At 63.8% G+C, this 19,162-nt stretch carries 18 protein-coding genes and 1 pseudogene; 7 read left to right on the forward strand and 12 right to left on the reverse strand.

The genetic code is table 11. From position 1 onward, the window contains the following. Positions 1-5 precede the first annotated feature (5 nt). On the reverse strand, positions 6-905 hold the full coding sequence (locus AC0L3U_RS30265) for a transcriptional regulator GcvA (RefSeq protein WP_456766409.1): 900 nt from the start codon (positions 903-905) through the stop codon (positions 6-8). Positions 906-1,015: 110 nt separating this feature from the next. Here AC0L3U_RS30265 and AC0L3U_RS30270 point away from each other — a divergent pair, with 110 nt between their 5' ends. Then, complete coding sequence (locus AC0L3U_RS30270; RefSeq protein ID WP_106941732.1) at positions 1,016-1,219, forward strand: DUF1127 domain-containing protein; 204 nt, start codon at positions 1,016-1,018, stop codon at positions 1,217-1,219. A gap of 79 nt (positions 1,220-1,298) precedes the next feature. After that, positions 1,299-1,922, forward strand: coding sequence for a GNAT family N-acetyltransferase (locus AC0L3U_RS30275; protein WP_473364261.1), 624 nt, complete (start codon positions 1,299-1,301; stop codon positions 1,920-1,922). 52 nt (positions 1,923-1,974) lie between these two features. On the opposite strand, the gene AC0L3U_RS30280 is transcribed toward AC0L3U_RS30275, so the two are convergent. Together AC0L3U_RS30280 and AC0L3U_RS30285 are read right to left on the reverse strand one after the other, a co-directional pair. Then, positions 1,975-2,805 carry an enoyl-CoA hydratase gene (locus AC0L3U_RS30280; protein ID WP_473364262.1) on the reverse strand — a complete coding sequence of 277 codons (831 nt, stop codon included), beginning with the start codon at positions 2,803-2,805 and terminating at the stop codon, positions 1,975-1,977. 124 nt (positions 2,806-2,929) lie between these two features. Next, positions 2,930-3,631 carry an SDR family NAD(P)-dependent oxidoreductase gene (locus AC0L3U_RS30285; RefSeq protein ID WP_473364263.1) on the reverse strand — a complete coding sequence of 234 codons (702 nt, stop codon included), beginning with the start codon at positions 3,629-3,631 and terminating at the stop codon, positions 2,930-2,932. Between the two features lie 241 nt (positions 3,632-3,872). On the opposite strand from AC0L3U_RS30285, the gene AC0L3U_RS30290 reads away from it, so the two are divergent. The 5 genes and pseudogenes from AC0L3U_RS30290 (at position 3,873) to AC0L3U_RS30310 (ending at position 9,782) form a co-directional block, all read left to right on the forward strand. Continuing rightward, on the forward strand, positions 3,873-5,657 hold the full coding sequence (locus AC0L3U_RS30290) for an acyl-CoA dehydrogenase family protein (protein WP_473364264.1): 1,785 nt from the start codon (positions 3,873-3,875) through the stop codon (positions 5,655-5,657). Positions 5,658-5,701: 44 nt separating this feature from the next. After that, a complete protein-coding gene (locus AC0L3U_RS30295) occupies positions 5,702-6,790 on the forward strand; it encodes a Zn-dependent alcohol dehydrogenase (protein WP_473364265.1) in 1,089 nt (362 codons plus the stop codon). 167 nt (positions 6,791-6,957) lie between these two features. After that, positions 6,958-7,043 (forward strand): annotated as a pseudogene (locus AC0L3U_RS30300) (IS5/IS1182 family transposase); the annotation flags it as partial. 369 nt (positions 7,044-7,412) lie between these two features. Beyond that, positions 7,413-8,546, forward strand: a complete 1,134-nt coding sequence (locus tag AC0L3U_RS30305) for an acyltransferase family protein (RefSeq protein ID WP_473364266.1) — start codon at positions 7,413-7,415, stop codon at positions 8,544-8,546. Positions 8,547-8,666: 120 nt separating this feature from the next. Beyond that, positions 8,667-9,782: an acyltransferase family protein gene (locus AC0L3U_RS30310; protein WP_473364267.1), complete on the forward strand. Its 1,116-nt coding sequence runs from the start codon at positions 8,667-8,669 to the stop codon at positions 9,780-9,782. A gap of 31 nt (positions 9,783-9,813) precedes the next feature. Here the strand turns inward: AC0L3U_RS30310 and AC0L3U_RS30315 are convergent, their stop codons facing one another. The 9 genes from AC0L3U_RS30315 to AC0L3U_RS30355 all read right to left on the reverse strand — a co-directional run bounded on the left by AC0L3U_RS30315 (position 9,814) and on the right by AC0L3U_RS30355 (position 19,162). Then, complete coding sequence (locus tag AC0L3U_RS30315; protein WP_456766416.1) at positions 9,814-10,086, reverse strand: DUF1488 family protein; 273 nt, start codon at positions 10,084-10,086, stop codon at positions 9,814-9,816. 77 nt (positions 10,087-10,163) lie between these two features. After that, entirely contained in the window at positions 10,164-11,642 is a 1,479-nt protein-coding gene (locus AC0L3U_RS30320; protein ID WP_473364268.1) for an AMP nucleosidase, read from the reverse strand. Positions 11,643-11,820: 178 nt separating this feature from the next. Continuing rightward, positions 11,821-13,155, reverse strand: a complete 1,335-nt coding sequence (locus AC0L3U_RS30325) for an HlyD family type I secretion periplasmic adaptor subunit (RefSeq protein WP_473364269.1) — start codon at positions 13,153-13,155, stop codon at positions 11,821-11,823. Continuing rightward, a complete protein-coding gene (locus AC0L3U_RS30330; protein ID WP_473364270.1) occupies positions 13,152-14,897 on the reverse strand; it encodes a type I secretion system permease/ATPase in 1,746 nt (581 codons plus the stop codon). The genes AC0L3U_RS30325 and AC0L3U_RS30330 overlap by 4 nt, the downstream gene beginning before the upstream one ends. 260 nt (positions 14,898-15,157) lie before the next feature. Continuing rightward, positions 15,158-15,427: a GlsB/YeaQ/YmgE family stress response membrane protein gene (locus AC0L3U_RS30335; RefSeq protein WP_007605178.1), complete on the reverse strand. Its 270-nt coding sequence runs from the start codon at positions 15,425-15,427 to the stop codon at positions 15,158-15,160. A 93-nt stretch (positions 15,428-15,520) separates the two neighbouring features. After that, complete coding sequence (locus AC0L3U_RS30340; RefSeq protein ID WP_456766420.1) at positions 15,521-16,498, reverse strand: ABC transporter ATP-binding protein; 978 nt, start codon at positions 16,496-16,498, stop codon at positions 15,521-15,523. After that, positions 16,495-17,910 carry an amidase gene (locus AC0L3U_RS30345; RefSeq protein ID WP_473364271.1) on the reverse strand — a complete coding sequence of 472 codons (1,416 nt, stop codon included), beginning with the start codon at positions 17,908-17,910 and terminating at the stop codon, positions 16,495-16,497. Before AC0L3U_RS30345 ends, AC0L3U_RS30340 begins: the two co-directional genes overlap by 4 nt. Then, positions 17,907-18,104, reverse strand: a complete 198-nt coding sequence (locus AC0L3U_RS30350; protein WP_473290130.1) for a hypothetical protein — start codon at positions 18,102-18,104, stop codon at positions 17,907-17,909. The genes AC0L3U_RS30345 and AC0L3U_RS30350 overlap by 4 nt, the downstream gene beginning before the upstream one ends. Next, on the reverse strand, positions 18,101-19,162 hold the full coding sequence (locus AC0L3U_RS30355; RefSeq protein ID WP_473364272.1) for an ABC transporter ATP-binding protein: 1,062 nt from the start codon (positions 19,160-19,162) through the stop codon (positions 18,101-18,103). The genes AC0L3U_RS30350 and AC0L3U_RS30355 overlap by 4 nt, the downstream gene beginning before the upstream one ends.

Consider the following 19,162-nt stretch of genomic DNA (forward strand, 5'->3'; position numbering starts at 1 on the left):
CGATCTCAGGCTTTATTCTGCGTTGCAGCGATCATCCAGTCGCGGAATGCGGCGAGCTTCGGCGCCTCGCGGCGGCCCTCCGGCGCGACCAGGTAGAAGCCGGCATCGGCGGGCAGCGCGATCTTGAACGGGACCACTAGTCGCCCCTTGGCAATGTCGTCCTGGACGTAGGAGGTCCGCCCCATCGCGACGCCGATGCCGTCGATCGCGGCCTGGATGGTCATGAAGATCATGTCGAAGGTGATGCCGGGCTGCCTGGCAATGTCGGCCGGCTGACCCGCCGCCGTCAACCACAGCCGCCAGTCGTCGCTGTTGGCATTGGAGGTGTGCAGCAGCATGTGGCTCTTGAGGTCCTCGGGACAGCGCAGCGGCTTGTCACCGCGCAGCAGAGACGGGCTGCAGACCGGAAACAGCTCGTCCGCCATCAGCCAGTCGGCGCGCAAGCCCGGCCATTGGCCGCGCCCGTAGCGGATCGCGGCATCGACATTGTCGCGCTGGAAGTCGACGAGGCTGGTGGATGTGGTGATGCGGACGTCGATGCCCGGATGGTGCTCCTGGAAATCGGTCAGCCGCGGCAGCAGCCATTTTGCGGCAAGCGAGGCCAGTGTCGAGACCGTCAGCACCTTGTCGTCGTCCTTGCGCAGCAGCCGGTCGGTGGCCAGCCGAAGGTCATTGAAGGCGGCGCGGACGCCCGGCAGATAGTCGCGCGCCTCCGGCGTCAGCGTCAGCGCGCGGTTCTGCCGGACGAACAGGCGGATGCCAAGCTCCTCCTCGAGCCTGCGGATCTGATGGCTGATCGCGGTCTGGGTCACGTTCAGCTCGGACGCCGCCAGCGTGAAGCTGAGATGGCGCGCGGCGGCCTCAAAGGCCCGCAATCCGTTCAGGGAGGGCAATCTGGCAGTCATATGGCAGCAGGATACATGAGTTTATTTCATGCGAAAGAGTACAAATTGTCGTTTGTCGCAGTGCACCAGCAAGCAGATATTAGCGGTCAACTTAGCTCCAGGAGCTGACAATGTCTACTTTGACCCAGAATTCGATGACAAATCATCATGCGCCCGGCCTGATCAACCAGATCGGCGAGACCCTTCATGTCTGGCACGAGCGCTACCGGACCCGGCGGGAGCTCACCAACTGGTCGGCGCGTGACCTCCAGGACGTCGGGCTGTCCTGGAGCGATGTGGCCTATGAGGCCGACAAACCCTTCTGGCGGGCCTGATTGGCCGCCAGGCCCGGCGCCGCCTGACTGTGGGGGCGCCGGCGGTCCTTTTTCCCTTTGGTCCCCTTGGGGGCGTGTCATGAGCATCCTTCGCCCGGAAGATCTGAAGCAATATTCGGACACGCTGCGCACGCGACACGGCGAGGCGCTGCGCGTTCGCTTCGTCGAGCCGCGCGACACCGAGGAGCTCCAGCACTATTTTCGCTCGCTCTCGACGCGGTCCCGCTACAACCGCTTCTTCGGCGCGATCAGCGAACTGCCGCAGGGCCTGCTGCACGAATTCCTTCAAATCGGCGAGCGCGAACGTTTCACCGCGGCCGCGACAATGATGGTCGACGGCTTCGAGACCATCGTCGCCGAAGCCCGCTACGCGCTGCATGCCGAAACCGCGACGCTTGAATTCGGCCTGTCAGTTTCCGACCGCTGGCAGGGCCACGGCATCGCCACCGTGCTGATGAAGAATCTTGAATGCCGCGCCGCGGCGCTCGGCGCCGACCACATCTTCGGCGACACGCTGCGCTCCAACGCGGCCATGATCTCGCTCGCACGCAAATCGGACTTCACCTTCGTCAAACATCCTGACGACTGGAAGCTGGTGCGCTTCGACAAGGAGCTCTCCGTCGCACCGAAAGACATTCCCTGTGCGAGCTGGCGTCTCGTCGCTCTTTCCCGTCAGGCCGATAGCCCCTCAGCCTCGGCCTGACACCACTCGAGCCCGGCCTGGCGAAAACCAGAGCCGGGCATTTTTTTCGCCCCTACTTCCCCGCGAACACCGCCTTGCGTTTCTCGATGAAGGCCTGCACCGCTTCCTTGTGATCGGCGGTCCTGGTCAGGCGGACCAGACGTTCGGCCTCGTGGTCGCGCGCGGTTTCGAAGTCGAACAGCAGGGCCTCGTCAAGATTGTCCTTCATGTAGCGCAGCGCGAGGCGCGGACCTCCGGCGAGGGATTTTGCCAATGCAAAGGCCTCCGCCTGCAATTTGTCGTCGGGTACCACGCGGTTGACGAGGCCGATGGCCTCGCACTTGGCGGCATCGACCCGATCGCCGGTGAACAGCAGCTCGCGCGCCCGCGCGGTGCCGACGAGGCGCGTCAACAGCCACGCGATGCCATAATCGCCGCTGAGCGCAATGCGCGCATAGCCGGTGGCCACGAAGGCCGATTGCGCGGCAATGCGGATGTCGCAGGCCATGGCGATGGCGAGCCCCGCGCCGACCGCCGGCCCTGGCAGCGCCGCGATCGTCGGCTTGCGCACCGACACCAGCGCACCGGTGAGCAGGCGCTGCCGCTCCTGGAGATCGGCGACCTTGTCGTCAAAGGACATCTCCAGCTTCTTCGGGTCGCGATGCGCGCCCATGCCCTTGACGTTGCCGCCGGCGCAGAACGCTTCGCCCGCGCCGGTGATCAGCAGCGCGCCGACATCGGGGTTCTCGCCGCAGGAGCGGATCATCGTGCGCAGCGCCGGGGTCAGCGCGTCCGACAGCGAGTTTCGCGCCTCGGGCCGGTTCAGCGTGATGACGGCGACGCGATCGCGGATCACGCAGAGCAGTTCATTGGTGCCGGTGTCGATGGTGGTTTCCGTGGTCATGCCGCTCCCTCTCTTTCGTCATTGCGAGGAGCGAAGCGACGAAGCAATCCAGCCTTTTTTCAGTGGAGGCATTTCTGGATTGCTTCGCTTCGCTCGCAATGACGGTCGTTGTGAATCTATCGTCTCAAAACTTCTCCACCCAGGGTCGCAGCTCCAGCTCCCAGCTCCAGGCGCTGCGCGGCTGCTGCAACACGTTCCAGTAGCTCGCCGCGATGGCATCGGGATCGAGCATCGAATCCGGCTTGTCCGGCGCTTCCGTGCGCGTTGCGCTCCTGATGCCGCCATCGATCACGAAATGCGCGACATGGATGCCTTGCGGCGACAATTCGCGTGCCATGCTCTGCGCGAGCCCGCGCAGCGCGAACTTGCCCATCGCGAACGGTGCGGACTGCGCATAGCCCTTGACGCTGGCCGAGGCGCCGGTGAACAGGATCGCGCCGTGCTGGTTCGGCAGCATGCGCCTGGCCGCCTGCTGCGCCACGAGGAAGCCGCCATAGGCACTGACCGCAATGGCGTTCGCCACGTCGGCCGGAACGAGATCGACGAACGGCCCGCGCGCCCGGCCGCTGGCGTTGTAGACGACCAAATCGGGCGTGCCGATCTCGCGTTCGACCAGGCCGAACAGGCGTTCGACCTCATCAGGGTCTGTGGCGTTGCAGGCATAGGCCTTGGCACCGGTCTCACTGCAGAGCGCGCCGAGCTTCTCGATTTTTCGCGCGGCCAGTGCGACGCGGATGCCCTGGGCGGACAACTGCCGCGCCAGCGAAGCGCTCAGGCCTTCGCCGGCACCGACGATGAGGGCGTTCTTGTATTTCGGGTGTTCCATGACGTGATCTCTCGAAGACGGGAAGCCGCTGATCTATGCACGGTCCGCGCGGACAACCAGCCAGAGCTTTGGGCAAGCCGATCACAATTCCGCAGGACGAGTTGCTCCCACACGGCGATCATGCCTCCCTGACAATTTGCGGCTTTATCCGCTTTCGCGACTGGAGCATGATCGACATCATCCCAAGCGGCAAGCCAAATCAGCGCAAAATGGCCGCAAGGCGGAAACGAAGAGGACGATCATGCACAAGCCGGCCCCCGCGCAGGCAAAACAGGTCGCGGCCGCACCATCCGGACTGCTGGCTCCCGACACCACCGGCATGAATTTCTACCGCGCCGATCAGGCCCTCACCGATCTCCTGCGCATTCATCTGCCGGAGACGCTATTCCGCCACATCGAGCCGCATCTCGATCGTCTTGGTGAACTGGCCGGCGGCCATCTCGACGATTGCGCGCGGCTCGCCGACCGGCACGCGCCGGTGCTGCACCAGCGCGACAAGTTCGGTCGCGACATGCAGTGGATCGAATACCACCCCGCCTATCGCGAGCTGGAGAAGGCAGCCTTCGGCGAGTTCGGCATCCACGCGCTTTCGATCCGCAAGGGCATCATGGGCTGGCCGGACAAATATCCCGTCGTCGCCAAGCACGCCTTCACCTTCCTGTTCAACCAGACCGAATTCGGCATGGGTTGCCCGATCAACGTCACCGACGGCTGCGCCAAGCTGCTCGCGAATTTCGGCAGCGAGGCGCTGAAGGCGAAATATCTCGACGGCCTGACCCAGACCGACATGAGCACGCTGACCCAGGGCGGCCAGTTCATGACCGAGAAGGAAGGCGGCTCCGACGTCGGGACGCTGACCACGACGGCGGTGCAGGAAGGCGACCATTGGCGCCTCACCGGCGAAAAATGGTTCTGCTCGAACGCCGACGCGAAGGTCGTGATGCTGCTGGCGCGCCCCGAAGGCGCCGGCCCCGGCACGCGCGGCGTCGGCCTGTTCCTGATGCCGCGCTTCCTGGACGACGGTTCGCAGAACGACTACCGGATCGTGCGTCTGAAGGACAAGCTCGGTACGCGCTCGATGGCTTCGGGTGAGATCAAGCTCGAAGGCGCGATCGCCTACGCGGTCGGCAAGCTCGACCGCGGCTTCGTGCAGATGGCCGAGATGGTGAACTCGTCGCGGCTGTCAAACGGCGTCAAATCCACCGCGCTGATGCGGCGGGCCTACCATGACGCGATGACGGTCGCGAAGAACCGCGTGGTGTTCGGCAACCGCATCATCGACCTGCCGCTGGGCCGGCGCCAGATGCTGAAGATCATGCTGCCGGTCGAACAGGCGTTGTCGATGAGCTTTCTCACTGCGGACGCGCTCGACCGCGCCGAGGCCGGCAGCCAGGATGCGGCCGCACTGCTGCGCATCCTGACGCCGACCTTGAAATTCCGCGCGACGCGCGATGCGCGAAAGGTCTGTGGCGACGCGCTCGAGATGCGCGGCGGCATCGGCTATATCGAGGAATTCGCGACCGCCCGCCTGCTGCGCGACGCGCATCTCGGTTCGGTCTGGGAAGGCACCGGCAACATCGTCGCGATTGATGCGCTGAGGCGTGCGGTCGGCCGCCACGGCGCCGAATCCGCGCTCGCCGCCGATTTGCACGCCCGCCTCGATGACAGCCCCTCGGTGCCGCAGGCCTGGCGCGACCGGCTCCGCACCCTCACCGATCGCGCGGTCGGTTTTGCGCGCGAGGTCGCGGCGAAATCCGAAAACGAAGCCGATGCGCGCCGCGCCACCAGCCTGCTCTATCATGTCGCCAGTGCCGTGGCGCTCGCCTGGGAGGCCCATCGTATTCACGACATGCGCGGCGATGCGCGAAGGCTGTTGTTGTCGCGGCTGGTGATCGATCACCGGGTGTTGCCGAGCGATCCGTTCCGGCTGACGGAAAATGCCGTGCAGCAGAAGATCGCCACGCTGCTGCTCGGCGACCGCGCAGTTGATATGAGCGAGGTTGGCGAACTGGTCCTGGCGGCGTAGGCTGCACCCACGTTCAAAGCAAAAAAAGCGATAGGGAGTGCTCGATGAAGGCCGCCGTCCTCCGTGAAGTCAACAAGCCTCTGGTCATCGAGGATGTCAGCCTGCCGAAACCCGGCCCGCGCGAGGTTCTGATCCGGACCTCGGTCGCAGGTCTCTGCCACTCCGATCTGCACTTCATGGAAGGCCTTTATCCGCATCCGCTGCCCGCGGTACTCGGGCACGAGTCCGCCGGCGTCGTCGAACAGGTGGGCTCCGACGTCACCTATGTGAAACCGGGCGACCATGTCGTCACTTGCCTGTCCGTGTTCTGCGGCACCTGCGACAATTGCACCACGGGCCGCACGGTACTCTGCACCGACACCACGGTGAAATTGCTGCCGGGCGCCTCTAATCGGATGCAATGGGCCCGCTCGGAGAAGCTGCATCAGTTTCTCAACCTCTCTTCTTTCGCCGAGCAGATGCTGGTGCACGAGAACGCGATCGTCAAAATCCGCAAGGAGATGCCGCTCGATCTTGCGGCACTGATCGGCTGCGGCGTCATTACCGGCTACGGCGCGGTCGTGAACACGGCGAAGGTGACGGCCGGCGAGACCGTGGCCGTGATCGGCTGCGGCGGTGTCGGCATGGCTGCGATCAACGGCGCGCAGATCGCGGGCGCCGGCCGCATCATCGCCATCGACACCAATCCGGCCAAGCTCCAGCTTGCGACCAAGCTTGGCGCCACCGACATCATCAACCCGGCAGACGGCGACGTCGTGAAGCAGGTGCGCGATCTCACCAATGGCGGCGTGCATCATTCCTTCGAGGTGCTCGGCCGCAAGGAGACCGCCGAGCAGGCCTTCGGCATGCTCGCCTCGGGCGGCACGGCCACCATCGTCGGCATGATTCCGTTCGGCCAGAAGATCGAGCTGCATGGCTTCGACTTCCTGCGCGAGCGCAGGATCCAGGGCTCATCGATGGGTTCGAACCATTTTCGCGTCGACATGCCGCGGCTGGTGGATTTCTACCTGCGCGGCCGACTGCACCTGGAAGACTGGATCTCGGCCAAGCTGAAGCTCTCCGAGATCAACGAGGGTTTTGCCAACATGAAAGCCGGCAAGACGCTGCGCAGCGTGATCATGTTTGACAGCTGATGGCCGGATGAGGCGGAACGCTCAGGATTGAGGCAACTGGTCCGGACCCGGCCAAGTCGCAACGCGACTGCTTCAGGAGCAGCCGCGCCGCAGCTGTGACGAGGCCCGTGGCGAACAGGTAGCCGGGTCCGCGCCAAAGATTGAGCACGAGGTCTGCCATTAAGCCGATGCTGCCGATAAGTCGCGCGGCGTGCCACGGGTGAATGACCGTCGTGTCCTCAATGGCATCTTCTGGGTCTTGCGATCCGGAGCTTCTCTTTCCGGCTTAACCGGCCGCCCGTCGGTTCCATATTTGGAAGGCCGCCGTCAACATTAGGAACAAATTCTTCACCAACACACAAACGATAGTACTCATTGTAAACACAACCGGACGACGCGCGTGCTAGAACCCCAAGAAGCAGCGCGAACTTGCACGTCTGCCGTCGCAATTGGGAATCTGGAATGTTTAGCGGGTTGACTTACTCCGCATGGGGGCGCGCCCCCGCATTGGGACGTCGAAAGGCGTGCGGATCGCGGGTTCAAGTGCGCTGGGAGCACGCCACGCGTCGGCGGATCGAGACGTGCTGCTGGTTGATCGCCGCTTCGGCGTGCGGTTTTGTGGCGTTCCGCTAAGAGCACAAGCATGTTCAGTCTGGCTGATCAGCTGGCTCTTTCGCGCAATCGGCCTGCAGGTTTCGATTACATGCGAATTGCGCTGGCGGCCGCGATCATCTGCCTCCACAGCGCGAACGTCACACTTGGGCTCGATCGGGCAATGGAGGTAGCAGGCCATTTTCGCATGGTGAACGCAACGGTTCTTGCGCTCTTCTTCGCCTTGAGCGGGTTCTTGGTGACGGGCAGCTTGTTGAGGTGCAAGAGCCTGATTTCGTTTATCGGCCTGCGCGTGCTTCGCATTGCGCCCGCTCTCGCGGTTGAGACGACGCTTTCAGCCATCATCATCGGCCCGATCTTCACCGCGATGCCTTTGACCGAGTACTTCGCGGATCCGAGATTCCATGTCTATTTCCTCAACATGCTCGGCGACGTCCACTTCGAACTCCCGGGTGTATTTCTTTACAATCCGGTGCCTGATCTGGTGAATGCTCAGCTCTGGACGGTGCCGTATGAGCTGTGGTGTTACGCTATCCTGGCGCTTCTTGCCGCGACCACGATTTGCTTCAACAGGGCACTATACCTTGGGTTCCTGGTGTTCGCCCAGATCGGCCTGGTCTGGTACGATATCTACCATTCAGACGAACTGTTCATTCACCTTCGCCCGCACATTCTGGTGTTCTGCTTCCTATTGGGCGTCGGCTTCTACCTCTGGCGCGACAAGGTACCGTTCAACCGGGCCACGGGCCTGTTCGCGCTTGTACTTTGCATGATTGGTATGGCCGGCGGACGCAGCGATGCGATTTTTGCCGTGCCGGCCGCCTATCTCGCGTGTTATCTGGGCCTCACGAACCCGCGGCGAATCTGGATCGTGTCGTCCGGCGACTATTCCTACGGGATGTACCTCTATGGATTCGTCATCCAGCAGTGCGTTGCAGCGCTGGGCCCGTCGCTTCAGTACTGGTATCTGAACGTCCTGATCAGCCTGCCGATTGCCTTTGGCGTCGCTGTCGCCTCCTGGCACCTCCTCGAGAAACACGCTCTTCGGCTGAAAGGCCAGCTCGAACGATTTGAGACGGCAGTTCTTTCGGCGTTTCGATCGTGGATTGCCCATAGGAGGAGGCGCCGCGTGCAATCGCATAGCCGACCGATTGCTGAAAACTGAACAACTCCTCTCCGTGAGCAACCGAGTTTTAACCAGTCGTTGCTTTGCTCATTCTATCTCTATCAAAGGCGCGATTTGGCCCTCGCACGGTCTAAGTCTTTCGAGACTTGAGGGATACAATTGAAGTCATCAGCCGGTTTGCACTTCATCGGGCTTGACCACGTTCGGGCAGTCGCGGTGCTCATGGTTTTCGCTTGGCACTTCACGCATGCCGTTGGTGCTTATCCTGAGACTTTCGAGGGCGCCCCGGCTGTGTTTCCGCTGGCCTTGTTTGACGAAGGTCACACCGGAGTGGCGCTTTTCATGACGCTCAGCGGATATCTGTTCGCGAAGTTGCTTGACGGCAAGACGATAAACTACCTTGCATTTTTCTGGAACCGTTTGATCCGGCTCGCCCCGCTCCTGGTCCTCGTCTTCATCCTGGTCGGGATCATCAGGCATGCGGAGGACGAGGGGCTCGGTGGATACGTCGCAAATCTAGCGAAGGGATTCGTGGTCCCAGCTTGGCCGAATGGCGCGTGGTCCATCACCATCGAAATGCATTTCTATATCGCACTGCCCTTTCTGATCTACGCGAGCAGGCGCCATAAGTGGACACCACTCATCTTCGTGGGAGCAGCAATTGCCCTACGCTCCATCATCTTCCTAACGGTCGGCGAAGTAGAATATTACGCGTACTACACGATCATTGGCCGCATAGATCAGTTCGCTTTGGGCATCATCGCGTTCAGCTATCGACACATTTTCACCGGAAGACACCTTTCGGCCATCGGAATACTCACAGCGTTCACTGTGGGGTTCTGGATGTTCGACATTGCCGGCGGCTACTACGGAACAGAGCGCAATCCACTATGGATAATCCTCCCGACCGCGGAAGCCGTCGCTTACTCGTCGCTTGTCGCCTACTATGACACCAGTTTCAGGCTGAGAAACGCGGGCATTTCATGGGCGTTCTCGAAGGTTGGCGAATATAGCTATTCAATCTACCTGCTGCATACGTTCTTCGTGGTCGAGCTAGCGGAGTTCGTTCAACGCCACGTCATGGACATTTCGAACTTCTACGTCGCATTGGCGTGGTCATTCGCCTGCTTCACCCTGATGATTCCGATCGGGATCATCAGTTTCGTTTACGTGGAAGCGCCTTTTCTCCGGCTTCGTCGCGTCTATACAAAGCCAATTGTACGAATCTCTCAGTACGGCAGCAGCGTCGCCGCATCGGGATTAGGCCCCGTTTGATTCGCTCGGCTATCGCTTTGGCGTCGATCGCTCAAAGCAAATGTCGCGTAAAGATCCGCACCACGTGACCCCTGACCCGCGGCGCCTCGTCGTAGAGGTCTGAGGCGAGCCGCTCGATGGTCTCGCGCAGCGACAGGAACTGGGCCTGCCGCGCGCTGCTTTCGGTGCCCTGCATGCCCGCAAGCTCGTCCATCGCAGCGTCGCTGATCTGGCACTGCACGACCTCGCCGTCGTTCAGCATGGTGAAGCGAAAGGCGAGCCGTTCGAGATCATGGCCAATGATCCTGTCGCGCATGAGTGGCATCAAGTCGTCCCGGTCGACCCCCGCGCCGAAAATGCCGAAAATCCCGCTGTTTGTCAGCAGCAAAGGCAATCCATCGCCTACTGGAACGCAACTTCGGCGAAACTGCGGAGCTTTCGCGAATGCAGCCGCTCGGATTCCTGCTGCTTGAGCCGTTCCAGCGCCTTCAAGCCGATCTCGAGATGCTGGCCGACGCGGCGGCGGTAGAATTCGCTGGCCATGCCTGCGAGCTTGATCTCGCCGTGCAGAGGCTTGTCGGAGACGCACAGCAGGGTGCCGTAGGGGACGCGAAAGCGGTAGCCGTTGGCGGCAATCGCGGCCGATTCCATGTCGAGCGCAACCGCGCGCGACTGCGACAAGCGGCGAATGACATCGGGCCCGCTGATCTCCCAATTGCGGTTGTCGACGCTGGCGACGGTGCCGGTCCGCATCAGGCGCTTGAGCTCGAAACCCTCGAGCCCGGTGACGTCCTCGACCGCCTCCTCGAGCGCCACCTGCATCTCCGCCAGCGCCGGGATCGGCACCCACAGCGGCAACTCACGATCCAGCACATGGTCCTCGCGCACATAGCCATGGGCGAGCACGTAGTCGCCGAGCCGCTGCGTGTTGCGCAGGCCCGCGCAATGGCCGAGCATCAGCCAGGCATGGGGCCGCAGCACGGCAACATGGTCGGTGACGTTGCGCGCGTTGGACGGACCCGTGCCGATATTGATCAGGGTGATGCCGCGATAGCCGGGCGCGACCAGATGGAAGGCCGGCATCTGCGGCGCACGCGGGGGCGCAACGCCCGTCGTCGCGCCGCCGCTGCGCGTGATCACATTGCCTGGAGCAACGAAGGCATCGAAGCCGGCCTCGCCAGCCTGAAGCCGCTGCTGGCAGAGTTGCGCGAAGGCGTCGACGTAGAACTGGTAGTTGGTGAAGATCACGAAGTTCTGGAAATGCTCTGGATCCGTGCCCGTGTAATGATAGAGCCGGCGCAGCGAGTAATCGACGCGGGCCGCCCGAAACAGGGATAGCGGCTCGGGCGCGCCAGGCTGGAGCTCGAAAGTGCCGTCGGCGATGGCATCGTCCATGGTGGCCAGATCAGGCACGTCGAACGCGTCGCGCAGCGACCGCGTCACGGGCGAGTTCTCGCTGGTGGTGATGGCGGCTTCGATGTTGATGTCGCGGCGGTAGGCGAAGTGAACGGGGATCGGTTCGCTGGACTCGCCGATCTCGACCGGGACGCCGTGGTTCTGGATCAACAGTCCGATCTGCTCGGTGAGATAGGTCCGGAACAGATCCGGTCGCGTGACGCTGGTCTCGTGCACACCGGGCCGGGCGACGAAGCCGTAGGCAAGACGCGAATCCAGCCGCGCATGCGTCGCGGTCGTGACACGGACGAAGGGATAGAAGGCCCGCACCCGCGTCGTGATCGCCTCCCCGTTCACGTAAGCTTCGAACCGGTCCCGCAGGAACTTCGTGTTGCGCTCATAGATCTCTTCGAGGCGGGCGACGGCGAGGCCAGCGTCGGTGAAGGATTCGGTGGCGACGGAGGATGGGGATTGGATGGATTGCATTGTTCGACGCCGGGTTGCTGGGGCTGAATCGAACTATAGCAAGAAAACTAAAGCAAGAAAGAAGCCGCCCGTCATTGCGAGCGTAGCGAAGCAATCCAGAAATCTCGCCGCGGAGGCAACCTGGATTGCTTCGCTACGCTCGCAATGACGAAAAGAGGTGATGACGCGCTTTGGCGCGTCACTTCTCCCGGAACGCGCGCATGAACTGGTCGTGCAGCGGCTTCATCAGATAGGACAGCATGGTGCGGTCGCCGGTCTGGACGAAGGCTTCCGCCGGCATGCCGGGGATCAGCCTGGAGTCACCGAGCTTGGCGACCTCCTCTGCCGACAGCGAGACGCGGATGGTGTAGTAGCTCTGGCCGGTGCGCTGATCGGTGGTGACGTCGGGCGAGACGCGGCTGACGACGCCGTTGAGCTCGGGCGTGGTGCGCTGGTTGAAGGCGGACAGGCGCAGCAGCGTCTTCTGACCGATCTGCAGCTTGTCGATATCGACCGGATTGACCTTGGCTTCGGCCTGGAGATCGTCGGCCTGCGGCACGATCAGCATGAGGGCGTCGCCGGCGGTGATGACGCCACCAACGGTATGCACCGTCGATTGCAGCACCATGCCGTCCTGCGGCGCGCGGATGTCGACGCGGCGAAGCTGGTCCTCGGCGGCGACCTTGCGCTCGATCATTTCGCCGATCTTGTCATTGGTCTCGCGCAGATCCTTGGAGACCTCGCTGACCATGTCCTTGTCGACCTGGATGATCTGGAGCTCGGTCTCGGTGATCTTGCCCTTGGCCTGCGCGCGCGAGGCGATGTATTGCGCACGCTCGCCGTTGAGGCGGGCGCTGTCGCGTTCGAGCGTGGTCAGGCGGGAGATCTGCACCAGATGCTTGTCATAGAGATCGCGGACGCCGACGAGTTCCTGCTGCACCAGCGAGATTTCCTTGTCCTTGGCCCGCTCCTGCGCGGAGAGGCCCTCGATCTCCTCGTTGAGCTGCTGGATGCGCTCGCGCAGCTGCGCCTTCTGGCCGGCGCGTCCGTTGACGCGGACGTCGAACAGCTTGGTTTCGGCGGAGAGCAGCGCCTTGACGTCGGGATCGTTGCCGCGATCGAGCAGCGCTTGCGGGTAGTCGATCCTGTCGATCCCGCGCTGCTCGGCCTGGAGCCGCGCCGCACGGGCCTGCGCCGCGTCGAGATTCTTGGTGACGATGGCGAGGTTGGCCTTGGTGACGGTGTCGTCGAGCCGCACCACGATGTCGCCGGCCTTGACCACGTCGCCATCGCGGGCGCGCAGCTCGCCGACCACGCCACCCGTCGGATGCTGCACCTTCTTGACGTTGGATTCGACCACGATCTGCCCCGGCGCGATCAGCGCGCCCGAGATCTGCACGGTCGATCCCCAGCCGCCGAGCCCGACCAGGAGGACCAGCACGATCCCAAGCCCGAGCATCAGGTGAAACCGGATCGACTGCCGTACGGTTCGCTTCGCGGCGGGCTTCGCCCCGCCGAGCGCCATCGTGCTCATGCCTTGGCTCCGCCTTCGCTGACGATCTTGATCGGCGCCGGCGGCGTCACACGCGGCTGGAGCACCTGGGCGAGCACCTGCTCCTTCGGCCCGAAGGCCTGCATGCGGCCGTCGCGCAGCACCAGGATCTGGTCGACCGCTTCCACGCCGATCGGACGGTGCGCCACCACGACGACGATGGCGCCGCGCTCGCGCGCCGCGCGGATGGCGCGGGTCAGCGCTTCGTCGCCTTCGGTATCGAGATTGGAATTGGGTTCGTCGAGCACGATCAGGAACGGATTGCCATAGAGCGCGCGCGCCAGCGCCACGCGCTGCGCCTGGCCTGCGGAGAGCGCCGTGCCCTGCTCGCCGACCTGGGTGTTGTAGCCCTCGCGCATCTTGATGATCATCTCGTGCACGCCGGCTTCCTTGGCGGCGGCGATGATGCCGTCAGACGTGGCCTCGGGGTCGAAGCGGCTGATGTTCTGCGCGATGGTGCCGCCGAACAATTCGACGTCCTGCGGCAGATAGCCGATATGGCGGCCAAGCATGTCCGACGACCACTGGTCGAGCGCCGCGCCGTCGAGCCGCACCTTGCCGCGGACCGGTTGCCAGACGCCGACCAGCGCGCGGATCAGCGACGACTTGCCGGAGCCGCTCGGTCCGATCACGCCAAGGCCGTTGCCGGCTTCGAGCGCAAAGGTGACGTCCTGCACGATGAGGCGCTGGTCGCCCGGCGGCACCATGGCGATGCCTTCGACCGAGAGGCGGCTGGTGGGCGCCTGCAACTGGGTCGGCATCGTCTGCGCCGGCATCTGCTCCAGTAGGCGGGTCAGGCGGTGCCAGCTCTGACGTGCCGCGACAAAGGATTTCCAGTGCGCGATCGCGAGGTCGACCGGCGCGAGCGCTCGTGCCGAGAGGATCGAGCCGGCGATGATGATGCCGGCGGTCGCCTCCTGATGGATGACGAGATAGGCGCCGACCGCGAGCACGGCCGATTGCAGCATCATGCGCAGCACTTTTGCGACCGCGCCGAGACCGCCGGCGACGTCGCTCGCACGCTGGTTGCCGTCGAGATATTTTTCGTTGGCCTCGCTCCAGCGCGCGTTCATCCGGCCGGCCATGCCCATCGACACCATGACTTCGGCATTGCGGCGGCTGGCTTGGGCGAGATCGTTGCGCTGGGCGGCAAGGCCCATCGCCTCCTTCGCCGGCTGGCGCGACATGAACTCGGTGACCAGCGTCAACCCGACCAGGATGACCGCGCCGACCAGCGCGGTGACGCCGATCATGACGTGGAAGGCGAAGCAGATGGCGAGATAGAGCGGCAGCCAGGGCAGGTCGAAGAACGCGCTCGGGCCCATGCCGCCGAGGAAGGAGCGGACATTGTCGAGATCGCGCAGCGGCTGAAGCCCCTCGTTGCGGCTGCCGACCAGCAGCGGCAGGCGCACGATGGTGTCGAACACCCGCTTGTTCAGGGCTTCGTCCAGCGCGGTGCCGACCCGGCCCAGAATCCGGTTACGGATCATGTCCAGCACGCCCTGCGCCATGTAGAGGAAACTGGCAAGGACGATCAGGCCGACCAGGGTCGGAATGCTGCGGCTCGGCAGCACCCGGTCGTAGACCTCCAGCATGAAGATCGACCCGGTCAGATAGAGCAGGTTAATCATGCAGCTCATCAAGCCGACGCCGACAAACGCCGTGCGACAGGCGCGCAGCGCATCACCGAGCTCTGAGCGGCGGACGCCGGGAACGGCTGCCATCAGTCTGATCTCTTTCGGGTAGGGGCCAAAGTCCCTGATTTCAAAGGCAAATTCAGGAGTAATTGACCCGGATTAACATCGCCTTTGCGCTCATCGCCCAACGCAGTCGAATACCCGGGACCCCTATGGCCCACATCACCCCCGACCGGCCCTGCACGCAAGTCCGGAATCTCACGATCTTGCGGCTTTTTCTTGCAGACATGTCACCTCTCCCCGGGCGGGGAGAGGTCAAAAGTTCGATCAATTGAACTCGGGCGCCATTAGAACCGGCCGCCGCCGCGGACCAACCGCACCACCAGCAGCAGGATGACCGCGCCGATCGCGGAATAGATGATCTCCGATATCAGCCCGGTGCCGATGTGAATGCCGAGCTTCGGAAACAGGAAGCTTGCCACCAGCGCGCCGGCGATGCCGACCACGATATCGCCGATAATGCCGAATCCGGTTCCGCGCACCACCTTGCCGGCCAGCCAGCCAGCTACCAGGCCGACGAACAGGATGACAAGCAGGCCTTCATTGGAAATGTACATAAGTGAGGTCCCTCTCCGTGAGGGTTCCATGGAAGCGGAACCGGGATGAACGAGGTGTGAATGCTGTTTCCGCTTCCCGGTCGCGGTCAAAGATCAGGACAGTGCGGTGACCGGCTCCGCCAGGACGCACCGTGCCGCCCGGCCCGGGCCGACCTCCACATTCCCTGGCAGTTGTTCCAGGCAGCGCGGCTGGGCTACGGCGCAGCGGGGCGCAAAGGAGCAGTTGTGCGGCCTCTCGCCGAGCGACGGCGGGGTGCCGGGGATGGTCTCGAGCCGCTGTCCCCGCTTGGCCCCGTGGACGGTCGAGGCGAGCAGACCCTTGGCGTAGGGATGCACCGGCGAGCGGACGATGTCGCGAAGCGTGCCCTGCTCCACGATCTGGCCGGCATACATCACCGCGACCCGGTCGCAGATCTCGATGGCGACCCCGATGTCATGGGTGACGAAGATGACGGACATGCCGAACTCGCGCTGCAATTCGCGCAACAGCAGCAGGATCTGAATCTGCACGGTGGCATCGAGCGCCGTGGTCGGCTCATCCGCGAGCAATATCTTGGGACGACACGCGAGCGCCAGCGCGATCATCGCGCGCTGACGCATGCCGCCAGACATCTCGTGCGGATAGGCATCGAGCCGCCGCTTGGCCGAGGGAATGCGCACGACCTCGAGCATTTCGAGCGCCCTCGCCCTGCCCTCCGCGTAAGACTTGCCTTCATGGCGCACCACGCTTTCGGCGATCTGCGCCCCGATGGTGTAGACCGGATCGAGCGCGAGCGCCGGCTCCTGAAAGATCATCGACACGGTCTGGCCGCGGAACGACGACAGCTGCTCGTCGTTCATGGCGAGCACGTCGCGGCCCATCACGTTGACCTTGCCCGTGATCTGCGTGCGCTTCTTCGGCAGCAGCCGCATCAGTGCACGCAAAGTCACGCTCTTGCCCGAACCGGACTCTCCGAGCAGGCCCAGCACCTCGCCGTCGCCGAGCGAGAGGCTGAGATCGTTCACGGCATAGACCGTACGCTCGCCGGTGAAGCGGATGTTGAGGCCTGAGATCTCGACGAGCTTTGTCATGACGGAAGTTTCGGCAGCCTGTCGTGGTAGTCGGTGGCGCGCTGGAATGCGGCGCCGATGGTGAGCAAGGTCGCTTCATCGAAAGAGCGGCCGATCAATTGCATGCCGATCGGAAGACCGCTTCTGGTGAAGCCAGAGGGCACCGTGAGCGACGGCAGGCCGAGATAATTCACCGGGCGGGTGAACAGCGTCAGCCGCTGTAACAGCGCCGGCGCGTTCGGCCCGCCGCCGACGTCGCTCTCCTCGATCGTCGGCGCCGGCACCGGAGACGCCGGAGCGATGATCGCATCGACACCTGATGTCGCAGTGTTGTGCGCAGCGAGCGCAGGTCCGCGCCAGCGCATCGCCTCGAGATAGGTGATGGCGGGGACCGCGAGCCCGTTCTGAAGCCGCATCAACACCTGTGGGCCGTAATCCTGCGGCCGCTCGATCATCCAGCGCTTGTGGAAGGCGGCGGCTTCGGCTGCAAGCACGAGCTGGCTTGCCGAGGACAATTGTCGCTGGTCGGGCAGATCGACCGTGACGATGTCGGCGCCCTCGCGCTTGAGGACCGCGATGGTCTCGTCCAGCACGCGCGCGACCTCGCCGTCGAGATCGTCGACATAGAAGGACGAGGGGACGCCGACCTTGAGGCCTTTTAGCGAGCCCTTGGTCGCGCCGACATAGTCAGACAGCGGCTCATGACTGCAGGTCGAATCGTCAGGATCAGGGCCGGCCATCAGCGCCAGCAGCAGCGCGCAATCCTCGGCGGTGCGGGCGAGTGGGCCGACCGTGTCGAGCGACTGCGACAGCGGCATCGCGCCGGCGCGGCTGACCCGGCCGACCGTGGTCTTCAATCCCGTGACGCCGCAGAAATGCGCGGGCATGCGGATCGAGCCGCCGGTGTCGGAGCCGAGCGCGGCATAGGTCAATCGCGCCGCGACCGCCGAGCCCGAGCCCGACGACGAGCCGCCGGTGATGTGCGCGGCGTTCCAGGGATTGCGAACAGGGCCGTAGTGGGCGTTGTGGCCGGTCGGGCCATAGGCGAATTCGGCCAGATGCAACGTGCCGAGCCGAATCTGGCCGGCGTCCTTCAGCCGCTGCAAGGCAGTCGAGGTGACGGTCGGAACGAAATCGCGGCGGATCAACGAGCCGCAGGTCGCGACGTGGCCGGCGTCGTAGTACATGTCCTTGTGCGCGAGCGGCACGCCATGCAACGGCCCGCGGACTTCGCCCTTGGCGAGTTCGGCGTCGGCGGCATCGGCAGCCTTCATAGCCTTCTCCGACTCGATCGACATGAAGGCGTTGAGATGCGGCTGCCACTGCGCGATGCGATGCAGTAGCGCCCGCGTCACCTCATGCGAGGACACCTGCTTCATCGCAATCGCGCGCGCGACCTCGGTAAGCGTCATCAATGCGGGTTCGGTGCTCATTTCGAGACCTTGGCAGTCTGCGCGATCGGATAGAGCGCGGGCTCGAGATCGAACGGCAGCGTGCCGGCAATGGCCGCAAAGCCCTCGAAGGCCGGTCCGATGGAATTGGAGATGCGCGTCGCGATCTCGTCGTCAACGGGAACACCGGCGATCTGTGCGGTCGCCTTGATCTCTTTTGTCGTCGGTCTCGTCATACGGTTTCCTCCTTCGGCGCGCGGCTATGGCCTGAACCCGGGATCGCCATGTAGCACGCGGCCTCGTGGCCCATTCTATCGAGCGCGGTGAGTTTTGGTGTCGCATTTGCACAGAGCGGCTCCGCAAACGGGCAACGGATGTGGAAGCGGCAGCCCGACGGCGGATCGATCGGATTGGGCGGATCGCCCGTGATCGGCGGCGTCTCGGTGCGGCGGTCCGGATCCGAGGACGGCATCGCAGCAAGAAGTGCGCGCGTATAGGGATGCGCCGGCTGGTCCCAAACTTGGTCGACCGGGCCGAGCTCGACCACCTCGCCGAGATACATCACCAGCACGCGATCGCTGATGTAGCGCACGACGTTGAGATCGTGGCTGATGAAGAGATAGGTCAGGCCGAATTCGCTCTTGAGATCGGCCAGGAGATTGAGCACTTGCGCCTCGACAGATTTGTCGAGCGCGGAGACGGCTTCATCGAGGATCACCAGCCGCGGCGAGAGTGCCAGCGCGCGCGCGATGTTGACGCGCTGGCGCTGACCGCCGGAGATCTCGTGGGGGTAGCGGTTGGCGAAGTTTGCAGGAACCAGGCCCACCTTGCCGAGCAGCTCGCGCGCCAGCGCGCGCGCGGCGCCGTCGGCCATGCCGTGCACCTTTGGGCCAAAGGCGATCGATTCCTCGATGGTCAGGCGCGGATTGAGCGAGGCGTAGGAATCCTGGAACACCATCTGCATGCCGCGGCGCAGCTCTCGCAGGGAGAGCGACTGGCCAACGCTCATGCCGTCATAGATGATGTCACCGGTGTCGCGCGGCATCAGATGCATCAGCAGCCGCGCGGTGGTCGACTTGCCGCAACCGGACTCGCCGACGATGCCGACGGTCTCGCCCTTGGCGACGGTGAACGAGACATTATCAACCGCACGCACGGTGCGCTTTGCGGCGAACAGGCCGCCACGAACCGGGAAATGCTTGGTCAGGCCGTTGACCTGAAGCAGCGGTTGGGCGACGCCGCCGAGGTCTTCGATCGGCTCCAGCATCGTGACGGAGGCGTTGGTTTCGCTCAT

The sequence above is a fragment of the Bradyrhizobium sp. Kon69 genome (genome assembly GCF_055807515.1).